The organism is Aestuariibaculum sp. YM273, from assembly GCF_030908365.1.
GTDB classification, from domain to species: domain Bacteria; phylum Bacteroidota; class Bacteroidia; order Flavobacteriales; family Flavobacteriaceae; genus Aestuariibaculum; species Aestuariibaculum marinum.
Genome location: NZ_CP133090.1, coordinates 1,450,879 through 1,468,928 on the forward strand (window position 1 = coordinate 1,450,879; position 18,050 = coordinate 1,468,928).

Sequence of the window (18,050 nt, forward strand, 5' to 3'; positions counted from 1 at the left end):
GCTCGTTTTTCAAGAATTATATTAAATTTAAACTTCAAAAGTCATCAATATGAAAAATATTTTGGTTCCCGTTGGGTCGTCATCAAATGCGTTGAGTAATTTACAATATGCTGTAGATTTTGCCGATGCTTTTGGAGCCAAGCTTTATGTGGTTCAGGTGTATAACGTATATACCAAGGCGGGAACGATGCTTAAAGTTGATGATATTATTGAGCGTGAAAGTAAAGCGTATTTAAGCAATTTGGTGTCTCAATTAGATACTAAAAATGTTGAGGTTGTTATAAAAACCTTTAAAGGAAAATTAATAGATACCCTTGAGCTAGCTTGTAAAGTAGGTGATATCGATTTGATTATTGTTGAGCCAAGAACGACTTCTATAAGTGATGAGGTGTATTTAGGAAAAACATCGGGTAAAATTATTAAGCAAACGCAAATACCGGCTTTAATTGTACCTGAAGGTTATACATTCAAACCGGTGTCTAATGTATTGTTCGCGGTAAAGTCAGCGATTATTAAAAAAGAAGATGTTTTAAATCCTTTAAAGTCGGTAAAAGAGCAATTTAAATCGGCCGTAAACTTATTATTAGTAAAAACGCCGTTTTATGGCGATGGCGATTTTGTTTTAAACGAAGAGTTATCGGCTTTAGTCGATTCAACATCAGAAACCGTAAATGCAACGACCTACCAAGGTGTGTTAGAACATTTTCAGGCTAATCAACCAGATCTGTTATGTGTGGTAAGACGCAAACGCGGATTTTTTGTAAAAGCCTGGGAAAAAAATATTATCTTGAAAAAAGAATTTTACAGCTCGATTCCAGTATTGGTATTAAGTGGTTTGAAATAAATGTCGGGGGATTAGCTCAGTTGGCTAGAGCGTTTGGCTGGCAGCCAAAAGGCCACCGGTTCGAATCCGGTATTCTCCACTGGTTTTAAAACCTCTAGATTTTCTGGAGGTTTTTTTAGTTTTATAGAGTTTGTAAATAGAAAGAAATATAAAAACCCTTTGTTTACATCATTTTATTTGAAGAAAATTCTTATTTTGTTCAAAATCAAAACATAAAATGAAATTTACCTCCAAATTATTATCACCTTTATTAATTCTATTTTTACTTAACTGCTCATCAGGAAAACAGAAATTATTGCAACTTAGAGGGGAAGTTATCGGAACAGATAGCAAATCTATCATGCTTATTAAACCTAATCAGGATCCAAGATTCGATTCTATAATTGAGATTCCTGTTGTGGATGGAAAATTTTATTATGAAGCAAAACTGGAATATCCAGAAGCAGTAAATCTGGCATTTGCCGAAAGTGTTAAAAACGGAGCTTACAGACCGATGCCGCTATTTCTTGAAAATGAATCCATAGAATTAACTATTTATGGAGAACAGGAGTTTGATAAAAATTCCGTTCAAGGTGGAAACTTAAATGCTAAATACAATGAATTCAATAAAAGTCTAGAAAATAAATTTAATAATAAGTTAAAACCACTTCAAGACAGTATGTTAAGGCTTTCAAAAAATGACGCATACCATAGCGATAAGGCAAGAGTATTATATGCTGAATTAAGAGAGTCTAAAAATCAGGATGAAAATATTATTATCTATAAAAAGCTTGAAAAATTAAGAGAATCAGGGCAATATTTAAGTCCAAAAGCCAAGGAAATAGAAGGTAAATTAAGTCTAATTTATGATGGACAAAATGCTTTTAAACATGAATACATGTCAACTCATAATAGTTTAATATCTTACTATTTACTTTTAAACGATTTACAATCATATTCAAGATACAAGGATTACTATAATAAAGAAACAATAACCGTTGATTTAGCTAAAGAAACTTATAATGCACTAAAGGAAACTAATCCAGATCACCCTTATAACAAGCTTGCTGGAAATTTAATCGATGCGATTGAAAACATTCAGGTTGGTAAACCATTCACAGATTTTTCTGCTCCCGACTTAAATGGAAGTGAATTTAAACTTTCAAATCAGATAAAAGGAAAAGTGGCTTTGTTAGATTTATGGGCAACTTGGTGTGGTCCGTGTATCGCTAAAAGTAGAACCATGGTGCCGGTGTATAATGAATACAAGGACAAAGGATTTACAATTATTGGAGTTGCTGGAGAATTTAAAGGTACAGACAGACTCACTAGGTTCCTTGAAAAAGAAAAATGGGAATGGTTAAATCTTGTAGAACTTGATCGACAAAATAATCTATGGCAAAAATATGGCGTTGATGGTGGCGGTGGAGGCATATTCCTTATCGACGAAAATGGAATTATTTTAGCCAAAGATCCTACAGCAGATGAGGTTAGAATAGAGTTAGAATCGCGTCTAAACAAAAATATATAGCTATCATAAAAGCCAATGTTTCTGCAGGACTTAGAATATGTCTCTGAGATTTCATAAAAGATTGCCGGTTTCTATAAAACTCCAAGCAATGACCCTTGGAGTTTTTTTATGTTTGAAATTTAAATTTTATAGATAGTTAGCATTTTACTTATATTTGAAAGTGTTTAAACAACACTTTATATTTTTTTGTCCCTAAATCAATTTTTTCAATATAACTTGGCTAACTTTAATAAAGTTGTACCAATAAGGGATTAATAGTTATGTAAATGCACAGTATTAGCTTAAAGGAATTTAAGGAGTATTTTGATAGTCAGTACATGTCTTTGTGTTTGTTTGCTAATAAGTATATTGGTGATATGGAAATAGCAAAAGATATTGTACAGGATGTCTTTGTGAAAATATGGGAAGAGAAAATTACCTTTAAAAATGAAAGTAACATTAAGACGTATTTGTATACTTCTGTGAAAAATAAAAGTCTTGATTTTCTTAAAAGCAAAACTTATAAAGCTACCAATAAACTTACCGATTTAGACATTCAAAAATTAGAAACAGAGCCCTTTTTCTTGCGAGAAGTGGTGGTTCAGGAAACTTCAAAAATAATACATGAGGCTATTGCTACTTTACCCAAAAAATGTGCAGAAATACTATTGTTAAGTATTCAGGATTATAGTAATCAGGATATTGCTAACGAGCTTCAAATTTCAATAAATACCGTTAAAGCACAAAAGAAAATAGCCTACAAAAAGCTTAAACCCATCCTTAAAGAGTATTTTCTGTTTATTGTTTTCACTTTAGAATAAGCATTTTGTAACACCCATAATTTCAAGGCTTTTTTTATTGCAAATCAATAATTTATATAGCTTTTATACCTACGTATTTTAATATTTCTTAAAAAAAGTTAATTTTTTTTTAACCCCTAAAGTAACTTTTGTCGTCTTATGGTTAAATAAGCATATAATAAGGTTAAAAAAACATATTTTAAATGTCGATTTTCAATAAAATATTTAAACTTTCAAAAAAGACAGCAAAATCTTTATTGAATAATAAGCCACCAAAAAAGTTGCTTAAAACAGAACTTTTTTCAGAAGAAGATAAAGCTTATATTTTAAATGAGTTAACCAATAAAGAAGCTATTGAGCGTCGTGAATCTTTAGCAAAAAAAATAAATACTGAAGCCGATTGGCAATTAGTGAAAAATGAAATTACCAGGCCTGTTATAAAGCTAAACAGGTATTATGCTGCTGCAGCGGTGTTGGTTGCATGTTTAGCTGTAGGGTATTTAATAAAGCAAAATTATACTGCAGTTGACGCACCTCAAATTATTGTAAATAATATAGAAGTGGGTTCCGATAAGGCGACATTAACTCTGGAGGATGGTTCGCAAGTTGAATTAGGGGAAGGTACTTCCTTTGAAAGTGAGAATGCTAATAGCGATGGTGAAAATTTAATTTACAAGAAACCAAATCCTCAAAATTCACAAATTGCTTACAATTACTTAACTATTCCTCGCGGAGGTCAGTTTTATGTCGAGCTTTCCGATGGTACTAAAGTGTGGTTAAATTCAGAATCTCAATTAAAATATCCAGTAAGTTTTATTGAAGGCGATACCCGTAAAGTAGAATTAATATACGGTGAAGCTTATTTTGATGTGTCTCCAAGTACCGAAAATAAAGGCTCTAAATTCAAAGTTTATAACAACGATCAGGAAATAAAGGTTTTAGGAACCGAGTTTAATGTAAAGGCCTATAAAGAAGAATTTAATATTTACACGACTTTGGTTGAAGGTAAAGTAGAAGTAAGTATTAATGATAAAAAGGAGGTTTTAAAGCCGAGTCAGCAGGCCAATCTTGATTTACAAACGAATATGTTTAAAGTGTATGAGATAGACGTATATAATGAAATTTCATGGCGCGAAGGCATTTTTAGTTTTGAAAATAAAAATCTAAAGGAGATTATGACGGTGCTGTCCAGGTGGTATGATACCGATGTAATTTTCGAGAATAAATCTATTGAAAAAGAAGAATTTATTGGGGTTTTAGGTAAAGACCAGGATATTGTTGAGATTCTTAAAACCATCCAAAATTTCGGAATTATTTCCGATTACCAAATAAACGATAAGACCATCATTTTAAAATAAAAAAGAGAGCGAAGTTTTGACATTTAGCGGTATCGAACTTCGTCTCTCCTAAACTAAATTAATTAAAACTAATGTTTAACTAATCCGACAACTAAATTATGAAAATTAAATTAATTACGGACCGTTCGCGTACGCGAAAACGGCTGCTATTGTTTATTATGAAAACATTTATCTTCTTATTTTGTACGGCTGTATTCAGTTTGAATTCGGTAAACGTTTTTTCTCAAGAAGAAGTATTTATTACCAAGGACGAAGTGGTGAGTGTAGACCGGGTCTTCAAAATTATTAAGGAGCAAACCAACTATCATTTTATTTATCCAAAGGACTTATTTAAAGATACCCCTAAAATTCAATTAAAAAAGGGAAATATTAAAATACAAGACTTGCTAAATGAAAGTCTAGAAACAAGTAATTTAAATTTTCAAGTATCGAAAAATAATACCATTGTAATCAGTAAAAAAATAGAAGAAGTGGTTTTAGATACACAAGGTATTGATATATCAGGAAAAGTTTTAGATGAATTAGGTATGCCTCTTCCTGGAGCCAATATTATTGTGAAAGGAACAACTATTGGTGCCCAAACAGATTTTGATGGAAAGTTTTCTTTAACCGTATCAAGTTCAGATGCTATTCTTGTGGTGTCTTATGTAGGTTATACAACAAGGGAAGTAGCAGTAGGACAACAAACGTCATTTAATATTAGTTTACGAGAGAACGCAGCAGCGTTAGATGAGGTTGTGGTTGTAGGGTATGGAACGCAGAAAAAGGAAACACTTACAGGGTCAGTTGCCAGTGTAAATGGCGAGGAATTAACTCAAGCCCCGGTAACTAATGTAAGTCAGGGTATTGCCGGTCGACTACCCGGTGTTGTTGCTATTTCAGAAGGAGGAGAGCCAGGGTATGATGGTGCAACTTTACGAATTCGAGGAGTTAATACTTTCGGTAATTCAGCGCCGCTTGTAGTGGTTGATGGAGTTCCTGGGCGTTCATTAGAGCGTATTGATCCAAGTACTATTAAAAGTATTTCTGTTTTAAAAGATGCCTCAGCTGCTATTTATGGAGCACAGGCAGCTAATGGTGTTATTTTGGTAACAACAAAACGAGGAACTATTGGAGCACCAACCATTAGGTTATCTTATAACCAAGGCTTTGCTAGGCCTACAGTTATACCTGAAATGGCTGATGCGGCAGAGTACGCAACATTATTAAATGAAATTGAGCCGGGGAGATATTCAGAAGAAGATATTCAAATGTATAGAGATGGATCAGATCCATGGGGACACCCAAATACAGATTGGTTTGCAGAGACTCTAAAACCTTGGTCTTTACAAAGTTATGGAAACATGTCTATTGATGGAGGTACCGAGAATGTTAAGTATTTCGTTAGCTTGTCAGAGAAATCACAAGATGGTTTTTATGAAAAAAGTGCAACAAAATATAAGCAATACGATTTACGATCAAATCTGGATGTTAAAGTAAACGAATACCTCGATTTGTATATCAATACAACAGGTCGTTTTGAAGATCGTAATTTCCCAATTAGATCGGCTGAAAATATTTTCAGAATGTTAATGCGTTCTAAACCAACAGATCGTGCATATTGGCCAAATGGATTGCCTGGTCCTGGTGTTGAATTTGGAGATAACCCAGTTGTTATTGTTACGGACGAAATGGGGTATAACCGTGATAAAAGATATGTTTTAAATTCCGATTTCGGGGCAAATTTAAAAATTCCTGGGGTAGAAGGATTAACCTTTAAGGGAACAGCTTCTTTAGATAAGAATTTTCGCTTTACAAAACGTTGGGAAACACCATGGTATCTTTATTCGTGGGATGGCAGTTCATATGGAGACGATGGAGATCCTTTGTTAAGTGAAGCCAAGGTAGGTTTTGAAGACGCTCGATTAGGAGAATCCATGGACGATTCTCAGGGTATTTTACTAAGAGGACTTTTAAATTATGATCGTACTTTTAATGAAGACCATACTATAAATTTAATGGCCGGAGTTGAAAGAATAACTAATAAAGGAGATAATTTTTCTGCCTTTAGAAGATATTTTAACTCGACTGAAATAGATCAATTATTTGCAGGAGGACAGGATGAATTGAATAATAATGGAAGTGGTTGGGAACAAAGACGATTAAATTATTTTGGTCGTGTAAATTATAGCTATCAGGATAAGTATTTAGCTGAGTTTGTTTGGAGATACCAAGGATCTTATATCTTCGAACAATCAAATCGCTTCGGCTTCTTCCCAGGGGTTTCGTTAGGTTATGTTATTTCTAAAGAAGGTTTTTGGGATAATATTTCTTCTGTTATCAATTATGCAAAAATTAGAACATCGTGGGGACAAACAGGTAACGATTTAGTTCCGCCATTTCAATACCTTTCTACATACAGTATTAATGGGTTGTATTTTCCTACGAATAATGGAGAAGTGTTAAATCAAGCTGTTTATGAACAACTTATTCCTAATAGTAGTGCAACTTGGGAAACAGCTATCCAGCAAAATATAGGGGTTGATTTACAATTTTTCAATGGAGCTCTTGCTTTAACAGCCGATTATTTCATCAATAAGCGTGAGGATATATTGTGGCCAGATTCGGCTGATGTTCCTTATACAACAGGCTTTGTTAGTAAGCTGCCAGATGTGAATATTGGTAAAGTTAAAAATCAAGGAGTTGATTTTAATATAGATTACAGAACCCAGTTTAATGATTTATCTTTTGGTGTAGGTTTCAATGGTGTATACTCTAAAAATAAAATCTTGTATTGGAGTGAAACTGCTGGACGTCCAGATTATCAGCAATCAACAGGAAGACCAATTGGATCAGATTTATATTATAATGCTATTGGAGTTTTTCAAACTCAGGAAGAGATTGATGCGTATCCACATTGGAATGGGGCACAACCCGGAGATATTATTTTTGAAGATTATAATGATGATGGGGTTATTAATGCCGATGACCGAGTGCGTTACGACAAGAGTAGAACACCTACATTTACAGCAGGTTTAAATTTTGATTTGTCCTATAAGAATTTCGATTTGTCTGTGCTTTTTCAAGGAGCTTCAGGAGGTATATTTTACGAAACAACAGAATCTGGAGATTTTGCAAACTACTTAAAAAGCTTCTATGATAATCGTTGGACGGAAGCAAACCCGAGTACAGAACACCCTAGAACTTACAATAGAAATTCACCGTATTGGGTAACAGAGCGAAATTCATATTGGTTACACAAAACGGACTATATAAGGTTAAAAAATATAGAATTAGGATATACAATACCAGAAAAATTAGTAAGTCGTTTCAAAGCGAAGGATTTTAGAGTGTATTTAAGTGCTTTTAATTTATTAACTCTAAGTCCAGATATGAAAGATTACGATCCGGAAAACACAAGTGGTTCAGGATATAACTATCCGCTGAATAAAGTGTTAAATGTTGGTTTAAGTGTAACATTTTAATTGGAAAAATTATGAATAAAATAAAAATATATATAGTACTTATTGCGGGATTGTTATCATCATGTAATGAGGATTTTTTAGAAACAAAACCCATGGATTCTTATTCTGATGCCGCTGTGTGGTCAGATCCAGCTTTAGTAGAAGCTTTTGTTAACAGCATTAATATGGGAAGGCAAAATGGATTTCAGTTAGAAATGATGGCATCCCTTAGCGATATATCTATGACGAAACGTGGTGAAGTTAACCCAATTCTAAATAGTGGTATAGGAGATAGTTATTTAAGCGTTTTAGATCCTAATCATTGGTTGATAAGCTATAGAAATGTTACGTGGAATAGGCTTTACCAAAATATTAGAGCTTGTAATGTGTTTTTTGATAATATGAGTACGTCAACATTAGAAGGAGATGAAATAGATAGACTTAAAGGTGAGGTTTACTTTTTTAGAGCATATTATTACCATTGGCTACTTAAATTTTGGGGAGGTGTTCCATTAGTAGATCAGGCTTATGAATTGTCGGATGACTTAAAGATTAGTAGAAGCTCTCTTGAAGAAACAGTTAATTTTATAGTTTCAGATTTAGATGCTGCCGCCAATTTGTTACCAGTTTCTGGCGATAAAGCAAGAGCTACACAAGGAGCAGCATTGGCATTAAAGTCTAGAGTATTGCTATTTGCAGCGAGTGATTTATGTAATTCAAATGCATCGTGGACTTCCGGGTTTAACAACCCAGAGCTGGTAAGCTACACCGATGGAAATCAAATGGCGCGTTGGCAAGCAGCTAAAGATGCAGCTAAGGCTGTAATGGATTTAAATTTATATAGTTTATATGGAGGAACTAATCCAGGTTCTTTAGAGCAAGCTAAAGAGAATTATATTAATTTATTTTTAAATTATGGAAGTGAAGAAGATATCCTTCTTACCTTTCACGATATGTTAAACGATAACGATTGGCAAGAACCAAATCCAGGATTGTTTTATGGCCCTAACGGATACCATTGTTGGGGAAACCATACACCAACTCAACAATTTATAGATTCTTTTGAAATGGTTGATGGTAGTATGTTTGATTGGAGTAATCCAACACATCAAGTAGCTCCATACGATAACAGAGATCCTAGATTTTACGCAAATATTCTTTACGATGGATCTCAATGGAGACAACGTCCGGCTAATGTTATTTCAGCAGATCCTGAAGGTATTATTCAAACGGGGTATTACGAAAATGAAGACGGCTCTTTCAGAGGAGGGTTAGACACTCGACAAGGAATTGATGACTGGAATGGAACTTATACGGGATACTACATCCGTAAATTTGTAGACCCAGCGATTGATCATCAGTTTGAAAAACAAGATTTACCTTGGCGTGAATTACGTTATGCTGAAGTTTTATTAAACTATATAGAAGCGAGTTTCGAACTAGGAGAAGAAGGAGAAGCAAGAACTTACTTAAATATGATTCGTAATCGTGCAGGAATGCCAGATGTGCCTGATACAGAAAGTGGAGACGATTTAGAGAGTCGTTATAGAAACGAAAGAAAAATTGAATTAGCTTATGAGCAACATAGATATTTTGATATTAGAAGATGGATGATTGCTCCAGATGTTATTGAAAATGTTCAAGGCATCCGAATTGAGTATCCTTACGGAGGAGGAGACCTTAGTTATCAGGTTTTTGAAGTACAAAACCAAACCAGAAATTGGGAAAATAAGTCTTATTTCCTACCAATTTTATTAGATGAAATTAATAGGAATAACTTATTAATCCAGAATCCGGATTATTAATAGATTCAAACAAAATCCCTACAATTTGTTAACAACAAACTATAAATTGTAGGGATTGTTTTATATTGTTTTTTCAACAAATCAAATTCACAATAATGAACCTTAAAAATATTTCTTTTGCCTTCTTTTTAGTTGTTTTAATAACTTTTAAAGGGATGTCACAAAACACTGAAATTGTATATTTATCAGGAACCGACGCAGACCACACAGTCGATTGGGATTTTTACTGCACAGAAGGAAGAAATAGTGGAGTTTGGACAACAATTCCAGTGCCCTCTAATTGGGAATTACAAGGTTTTGGAAATTATAACTACGGTCACGATTGGGCGAATAAAAAGCAAAAGTTAGGTAAGGAACACGGTTTATATAAGCATCAATTTGAAGTGCCAAATAGCTGGAAAGGTAAAACCATAAATATTGTTTTTGATGGTTCTATGACCGATACCAAAGTGAAAATAAATGGTAAATCGGCAGGTGACATGCACCAAGGCGGATTTTATAGGTTTAAATACGACGTTAGTAAATTATTAAAGTTTGGACAAACCAATGTTTTAGAGGTTGATGTCGCTAAACATTCCGAAAACGAATCGATTAATAGAGCAGAACGACAAGCCGATTTCTGGATTTTCGGAGGAATCTTTCGTCCGGTATTTTTAGAGGTGTTGCCAGAAACACATATGAGTCGTGTGGCTATCGACCCTAAAATGGATGGCACATTCAATGTTTTTGTAAACCTAAATAATTCCAAATCTAATTATTCTTCTTCAATCGAATTATTTGATTTAAAAGGAAATAAAATAGGGGAAACGGTTAATTCTGAAATTAATAAAGGCAATTCAGAAGCATGGATTTCAGGACAGTTTGAAGGTGTAAAAGCTTGGAATCCTGAGTTTCCAACACTTTATAATATGAAAGTTTCTCTTAAAAAAGGAAATAAAGTATTGCACGAAGTTACCGAGCGTATCGGTTTTAGAACGGTTGAATTGCGAGAGCACGATGGATTCTACATTAATAATGAAAAGGTAGTTTTTAAAGGCGCTAATCGTCATTCATTCTGGCCAGAAACTGGCCGGGTGTTGAGTGATAAGCATCATATTATGGATATTGAACTTATGAAGGAAATGAATATGAATGCGGTTCGATCGTCCCATTATCCACCAGATGAACGTTTTTTAAGCTTGTGTGATTCGTTAGGACTTTTTGTGCTCGATGAGGTAACAGGCTGGCAACAAGGTTACGATACAGTTGTAGGACCCAAATTAGTTAAGGAAACGATTCTGAAAGATGAAAACCATGCGAGTGTAGTTATCTGGGATCATGGAAATGAAGGCGGATGGGATTTTAAAAACGAGGACGGATTTAATCTGTTCGATATTCAAAAGCGACCTGTAATTTATCCTTGGTTATTGCGCAACGGTGTTGATACACATCACTATCCGGAGTTTGAATATGCCATTGGACGTAATATTTTTGGAAACAATCCTTTTATGCCAACAGAATTTCTTCATGGATTGTATGATGGTGGTCATGGAGCTGGACTTGAAGACTACTGGAGAAATTATCAAACATCACCGCTGCATGCCGGAGGATTTTTATGGTCTTTAGTTGATGAAGCCGTATTAAGAACCGATAAACCCGGAACGGTATTCGATGGCGACGGTAATCATGCGCCAGATGGTATTTTAGGGCCACACCGAGAACGCGAAGGTAGTTTTTATACCATTAAAGAAATATGGTCGCCCGTTCAGGTTGAACCTGTGTCTATTATTAAAAGTTGGAACGGACGAATATTTTTAACCAATAAATTCATTTATACTAATTTAAATCAGTGTGAGTTTAAATGGGAAGCGGTTAAAACAGGATTAACTCCAGAAGCTGAAACTATAATTGCTTCAGGAAATGCTACCAGTCCTGATGCTAAACCAGGGGAAACGGCTCAAATAACAATAGATCATAATAATGCACTTCAAAATGCCGATTTGTTTCGATTTACAGCTGTAGATCCTCATGGTAGGGTATTGTATACTTGGTCTTGGCCTGTTATTCAACCCAAAGACAAAGCCAAAGAACTGTTACAGAAACTGAATGGCGAAAGGAATCAGATTGTTATTAACGAAACTGAAACATCGGTTGTGGCATCTGTCTCTAAGTTAAAAATTGAGTTTAGTAAAACCAATGGGGAATTATTATCCATTGAAAATGAAAAAGGTAATGTCTCATTTACTGGCGGACCTTCAATTGCAGGTGTAAAAAGTGAAATATTAGGAACCAATTGGAAAACGGATAAAGAAGGAAATTTTAGTTTTGAAATTAATTCGAAAGGGTATCCGAGAAAAATGACATGGACTTTATTACAGTCTGGTTTATTAAAGTTTGAAGCGAATCCACTTCGCGAGCATGTAACAGATATTGATTTTATCGGGATTTCATTTAATTATCCTGAAGAACAATGTACTGGTGTAACCTGGATGGGAAAAGGACCATACCGTGTTTGGAAAAATAGATTGAAAGGAAGCAATATTGGTGTTTGGAAAAAAGCATACAATAACACCATTACAGGTGAAAGTTTTGAAAATTTAATTTACCCTGAATTTAAAGGCTACCATGGAACACTGTTTTGGGCAACGCTTGAAACAAAGGAAAGTCCGATTACTATTATTTCAGAAACACCTAACTTGTATTTCCAATTGTTTAAACCCGCAAAACCTAAACATATAGCTGGAGGAACAGATCCATCTTTTCCAGATGGAGATATTTCATTTTTATATGAAATTCCAGCTATCGGAACAAAATTTTTTAATGTCGATCATTTGGGACCAACTAGTAAGAAAGGGATGTTTTTTGAACGTCATGGTGACGATAGCTACCCTATTAAATTGTGGTTCGATTTTAGAAATTCAAATTGATTTTGAATTATATAGACTAATAATTGGTCTTTTTATTGTAGACAAAGCGTTAAACACCTAAGAAGGTACAAGGTTTTTAAATGTTAATATTACAGTTATTTGCCTTTCCGTCTTGGATATATTAACTTTTTTTAATTTATTTGTAAGTGTACATTAAACACTTATCGTGTTTGTAGAGAAAAATGTATAAAATTTATACCAACAACTAATGACAACTTTTAAAACTAAACTATTAAAACCTCTAGCCTTATTTGTAATGGTTACTTCGGGTTTAAATGCACAAGATAATACAACTTCAATAGCCATTCAGGTAGATGAAAATGCCCCTGTAATTAGCAAACATATTTACGGACATTTTGCAGAGCACTTAGGACGCTCTGTTTACGATGGTTTCTATGTAGGTGAAGACAGTGAAATACCAAATACAAACGGTATTAGAAACGATATTGTTGAAGCGCTTAAAGGATTAAAGATTCCTAATTTGCGTTGGCCAGGAGGTTGTTTTGCAGACGAATACCATTGGAAAGATGGTGTTGGTCCTAAAGCCGACAGACCTGTGATTGTTAATACCCATTGGGGTATGGTCGAAGAGGATAACAGCTTCGGAACTCATGAGTTTTTAGAGTTATGTGAGTTACTTGGTGCTGAGCCTTATCTGGCGGGAAATGTAGGTAGCGGAACGGTAGAAGAACTGAACGATTGGGTCGAGTATTGTAATTACGATGGTAATACAAGCATGGCGCAATGGAGAAAGGCAAATGGGAAAGAAGAACCTTGGCGAGTGAAATACTGGGGAATTGGGAATGAAAGTTGGGGCTGCGGTGGTAACATGACACCAGAGTATTTTGCTAATCTGTACAGACAATATGCTACGTATGCTAGAAACTATCCTGGAATAGATATTAAAAGAATTGCTTCGGGTGCCGATGCCGATAATTATCACTGGACCGAAGTAATGATGAGAGATGTACCGCATCATATGATGTGGGGACTTTCAGTACATTATTATACGCGTACAGGATGGCCACCGTCAGGTTCTGCAACAAAATTTGATGAGTCAGATTATTTCTCTATCATGAAAACCTGTTTAAAGACCAGTGAAATTTTAGATAATCATATTGCCATCATGGATAAATATGATCCTAAAAAACGAGTGGCTTTAGTGGTTGATGAATGGGGAAGTTGGTACGCCGTTGAAGAAGGAACAAATCCAGGGTTTGCCTATCAGCAAAACTCTATGCGTGATGCCATGATCGCTGGACTAACATTAAACATGCTTCATGAAAGAGCAGACCGAATTAAAATGGCTAATCTGGCACAGGCGGTTAATGTATTACAGGCGGTGATTTTAACGAAGGATGAAAAAATGTTGCTAACGCCTACATATCACGTTATGAAAATGTATACAGCGCATCAGGATGCGAAATTGTTGCCACTTTCATTCGAGTCGCCAGAGTATAGTTTTAACGGAGAATCGCTTCCGGCTATTTCTGCCTCAGCTTCAAAAGATAAAGAAGGATTAGTGCATATTTCATTAGTAAATATCGATTCTAAAAAAGAAAATACAATTGAAATTGATTGTGCTAATTTAGATGTAAAAGATTTTACAGCAAACATTGTAGCTTCTAAAAAACTTCAAGACCATAATACATTTGATGAGCCTTCAACGGTTAAAGTTGAAGATTTTAAAGATTTCAAATTAAAAAAGAATAAGCTTACTGTAACTATTCCTCCGTTTTCTGTTGTGATGCTGGAAGGGAAATAATACCTAAGCTTATGAAAAGGTATAACATATTTAAAGTTGAAGCACTAAGAATATTTTTTTTAGTGGCTTTAACAGTAATGAGCTGTTCTAAAGATGATGGTTTTGCAGATGATGTTATAGAAAAGCCAAACCCATCTCCAGATCCAGATGTTGAAGCTTTTGATGGTCCGACGTATCCTGACAATTATTCATCGATAGCTTCATGGAGTAGTCATTCGCAATGGAATTTGGCTAATGTGCACGATCCGTCGGTTGTAAAAGATGGTGAATATTACTACATGTACCAAACCGATGCGTCTTATGGCAATGCGCATGATGGTCATGGACATTTTCATCACAGAAGATCCAAAGATTTGGTAAACTGGGAGTATCGTGGGAGTACAATGCCTTCTGCCCCAGTTTGGGTAAAGGACACGTTGAACAATATGCGTTCTAAAATGGATCCAGCTTTACCGCCTATCGAAAATCCGCGGTATGGCTATTGGGCACCTTGTGTTAGAAAAGTAGGTGAAAAATTCAGAATGTATTATAGTATCGTTGTTATTGAGCCTATTGTAGGAAGCGAATTTAATACCTCATGGACTGAACGTGCGTTTATTGGTTTAATGGAAACCGACGATTTAGCCTCGAATAATTGGACCGATAAAGGTATGGTGGTTTGCTCGATTGCAGATGGATTGGAAACCTATACAAGAACGAGCGGAAATGATTGGAGTGGCTATTTTAAATTCAATGCCATCGATCCAACATTCATTGAAACCCCACAGAATGAACAATACTTAATTTACGGGTCTTGGCATTCAGGCATAGCAGCTTTAAAGCTGAATCCAGAAACAGGAAAACCTGATAAATTAGACACGTTAGATGATTACGGTGTTACTATTGCGAAGCGTGGTAGTAGCCGTTGGCAAGCTTCAGAAGGTCCAGAAATTTTATATAATCCGGATACTGATTATTATTATTTGTTTATGGCTTACGATGAATTATCAGTTGCTTATAACACTCGTGTTGCGCGTTCTAAAACTATTACCGGACCTTATTTAGGTATTAATGGAGCAGATGTTTCAGCTGGTGCAGATTGTTACCCGATGTTGACACATCCATACAGTTTTAAAAACCATACAGGCTGGGTTGGGTTTTCTCATAACGCTGTTTTCCAAAATCCTGATACCCAGGAATGGTTCTATGCATCGCAAGCTCGTTTGCCTAAAGATATTCCAGGTATTAATGTTTCTAATGCGATAATGATGGGGCATGTACGTGAAATTCAATGGACCGATGATGGTTGGCCGGTTATTGCACCAGAGCGTTATGCCGGAGTACCAAATACCGAAATTACCGAAGTCTCTTTCATTGGTTCTTGGGAACATATTGAAATGAAATATCAGTATAAAACCCTTCAAACATCAAAAACCATAAATCTCACAGCCGATAAAAAGGTTACGGGTGGTGTATCAGGAACATGGTCTTACGATAGTTCTTCGAAAACATTAACCATAAATGGCGTTAAATGTAAGGTAAAAGATGCCTGGGACTGGGAGGCAAGTACCAGAAAAGTAACAATTACTTATTCAGGATTAACAACTGGTGGATTGCCAGTTTGGGGTAAGAAAATATAATATTGAAGTATTGTTCTTTAAAAAATAAATATTTAAACATGAAATTAAGTTATGTATGCTTGGGAGGACTTTTAGCCTTTACAGTAGCTTGTAAATCAGGTAAAACAACAAATACCAATGAAGCCTTAAAAGCGACCGAAAAGTTTAACAATCCTATTATTACCGACAAATACACAGCTGATGCTGCTGCTATTGTGCACAACGATAAAGTGTATTTATACGCAGGTCACGATCAGGCAGCAAACGATGTAAATGCCTATCGTATGCATGAGTGGTTGGTGTATTCATCATCAGATATGGTGCATTGGGAAGAGCATCCAGTACCTTTAAAACCTACAGATTTTAAGTGGGCATCAGGCAGTGCATGGGCATCTCAAGTAATAGAACATAATGGGAAGTTTTATTGGTATGTTACCGTAGAGCATGGCAGTATTCATGGTAAAGCCATTGGTGTTGCCGTCTCTGATAGCCCAACTGGCCCTTTTGTAGATGCCATAGGAAAAGCCTTAATAACAAACGATATGACTACACAAACCAAAATAAGCTGGGACGATATCGATCCCACTGTTTGGGTAGATGATGACGGTCAGGCGTATTTATTCTGGGGGAATACCGTTTGTAAATATGCGAAGCTAAAACCAAATATGATTGAGTTAGATGGCCCGATAATGACAGTTGACTTACCAAATTTTACCGAAGCACCTTGGATTCACAAAAAAGGCGATTGGTATTATTTATCGTATGCGTATCAGTTCCCTGAAAAAATTGCTTATGCGATGAGCAAATCCATCACAGGTCCTTGGGAATTTAAAGGAATTTTAAATGAAGTAGCCGGAAATAGTAATACGAATCATCAGGCCATTATTGAGTTTAAAGGCAAAGATTATTTCATTTATCATAATGGAAGTATCCCAACACACGGCGGAAGTTTCAGACGTTCGGTTTGTGTAGACCGTTTGTATTATAATGAAGACGGCACGATGAAACGTGTAATAATGACTTCTGAAGGCATTCAGGAATAAAATAATATTATGAAATCACTTGCATCAAAGTTTAGCTTCTTGTTTTTGTTCGTCGGAACATTTGCTTTCGCACAGGATATTCGTGTACACGACCCAGTGGTCATTCAGCAGGATGATACCTTTTATCTGTATTGTACCGGACGAGGGATTAGTTGTTTTAGCTCAAAAGATTTAAAGAACTGGGAAAAGCAGCCTTCGGTGTTTTCTGAAAAACCAGAGTGGACAGATCAAGTGGTTTCAGACTTTAAAAATCATATTTGGGCACCCGATATTTCGTTTTATAACGGGAAGTATTATTTGTATTATTCGGTATCTGCTTTTGCTAAAAATACTTCTGCTATTGGAGTAGCTACAAACACCACGTTAAATCCTTCCGATGAAAATTATAAATGGATAGATTATGGTATTGTTATCCAATCGGTACCTAATCGTGATTTATGGAATGCTATTGATCCCAATCTAATTTTTGATGAGGAGAATACACCGTGGTTATCGTTCGGGTCTTTTTGGGATGGTTTAAAAATGGTGAAGTTGAATCCGGATTTATTGTCTATTGCTGAACCTCAGGAATGGTATACTATTGCCAGACGTGAACGTTCATTCGATTTGGCGGATACGAATCCTGGTGATGCTGCTCTTGAAGCGCCTTTCATTTTTAAAAAGAACGGTTATTATTATTTATTCTTGTCTTGGGACTTATGTTGCCGAGGGGATAAAAGCACTTATAAAGTTGTGGTTGGACGCTCGGAAAAGGCAACTGGACCTTATGTTGATAAAACAGGAAAACCACTTTTTGAAGGTGGCGGAACTTTACTCGTTGAAGGGAATAAAAACTGGTACGGAGCAGGGCACAACAGCACCTACACGTTTAATGGAAAAGATTATATGTTTTTCCATGCGTATGATGCAAACGATAATGGTTCACCAAAACTTAAGATTGCAGAGTTAGTTTGGGATGAATTAGGTTGGCCAAGTTTAAAAGAAAATATTTTGGATTAA

11 protein-coding genes and 1 tRNA gene are annotated in these 18,050 nt (G+C 35.3%); all 12 read left to right on the forward strand.

All coding sequences use genetic code 11. From position 1 onward, the window contains the following. The first annotated feature begins 49 nt into the window (after positions 1–49). The 12 genes from RBH94_RS06255 (at position 50) to RBH94_RS06310 (ending at position 18,050) form a co-directional block, all read left to right on the forward strand. A complete protein-coding gene (locus RBH94_RS06255) occupies positions 50–844 on the forward strand; it encodes a universal stress protein (RefSeq protein WP_307882858.1) in 795 nt (264 codons plus the stop codon). Positions 845–849: 5 nt separating this feature from the next. Then, positions 850–923: transfer RNA gene (locus tag RBH94_RS06260), tRNA-Ala, on the forward strand. Between the two features lie 138 nt (positions 924–1,061). Next, positions 1,062–2,354 (forward strand): TlpA disulfide reductase family protein, encoded by a 1,293-nt coding sequence (locus RBH94_RS06265; RefSeq protein ID WP_307882859.1) that lies wholly within the window; start codon positions 1,062–1,064, stop codon positions 2,352–2,354. A 266-nt stretch (positions 2,355–2,620) separates the two neighbouring features. After that, positions 2,621–3,154 (forward strand): RNA polymerase sigma-70 factor, encoded by a 534-nt coding sequence (locus RBH94_RS06270; protein WP_307882860.1) that lies wholly within the window; start codon positions 2,621–2,623, stop codon positions 3,152–3,154. A gap of 182 nt (positions 3,155–3,336) precedes the next feature. Next, complete coding sequence (locus RBH94_RS06275) at positions 3,337–4,491, forward strand: FecR family protein (protein WP_307882861.1); 1,155 nt, start codon at positions 3,337–3,339, stop codon at positions 4,489–4,491. Between the two features lie 158 nt (positions 4,492–4,649). Further along, the gene (locus tag RBH94_RS06280) at positions 4,650–7,955 is read left to right on the forward strand and encodes a TonB-dependent receptor (protein WP_307882862.1); all 3,306 of its coding nucleotides are present in this window, start codon (positions 4,650–4,652) and stop codon (positions 7,953–7,955) included. 11 nt (positions 7,956–7,966) lie between these two features. Next, entirely contained in the window at positions 7,967–9,739 is a 1,773-nt protein-coding gene (locus RBH94_RS06285; RefSeq protein ID WP_307882863.1) for a RagB/SusD family nutrient uptake outer membrane protein, read from the forward strand. 95 nt (positions 9,740–9,834) lie between these two features. Beyond that, positions 9,835–12,645, forward strand: a complete 2,811-nt coding sequence (locus RBH94_RS06290) for a glycoside hydrolase family 2 TIM barrel-domain containing protein (RefSeq protein WP_307882864.1) — start codon at positions 9,835–9,837, stop codon at positions 12,643–12,645. Between the two features lie 208 nt (positions 12,646–12,853). Continuing rightward, positions 12,854–14,410: an alpha-N-arabinofuranosidase gene (locus RBH94_RS06295; protein WP_307882865.1), complete on the forward strand. Its 1,557-nt coding sequence runs from the start codon at positions 12,854–12,856 to the stop codon at positions 14,408–14,410. 11 nt (positions 14,411–14,421) lie between these two features. Further along, complete coding sequence (locus RBH94_RS06300; RefSeq protein WP_307882866.1) at positions 14,422–16,029, forward strand: arabinan endo-1,5-alpha-L-arabinosidase; 1,608 nt, start codon at positions 14,422–14,424, stop codon at positions 16,027–16,029. A 38-nt stretch (positions 16,030–16,067) separates the two neighbouring features. Further along, positions 16,068–17,051, forward strand: a complete 984-nt coding sequence (locus RBH94_RS06305) for a glycoside hydrolase family 43 protein (RefSeq protein ID WP_307882867.1) — start codon at positions 16,068–16,070, stop codon at positions 17,049–17,051. Between the two features lie 9 nt (positions 17,052–17,060). Next, positions 17,061–18,050, forward strand: a complete 990-nt coding sequence (locus RBH94_RS06310) for an arabinan endo-1,5-alpha-L-arabinosidase (protein ID WP_307882868.1) — start codon at positions 17,061–17,063, stop codon at positions 18,048–18,050.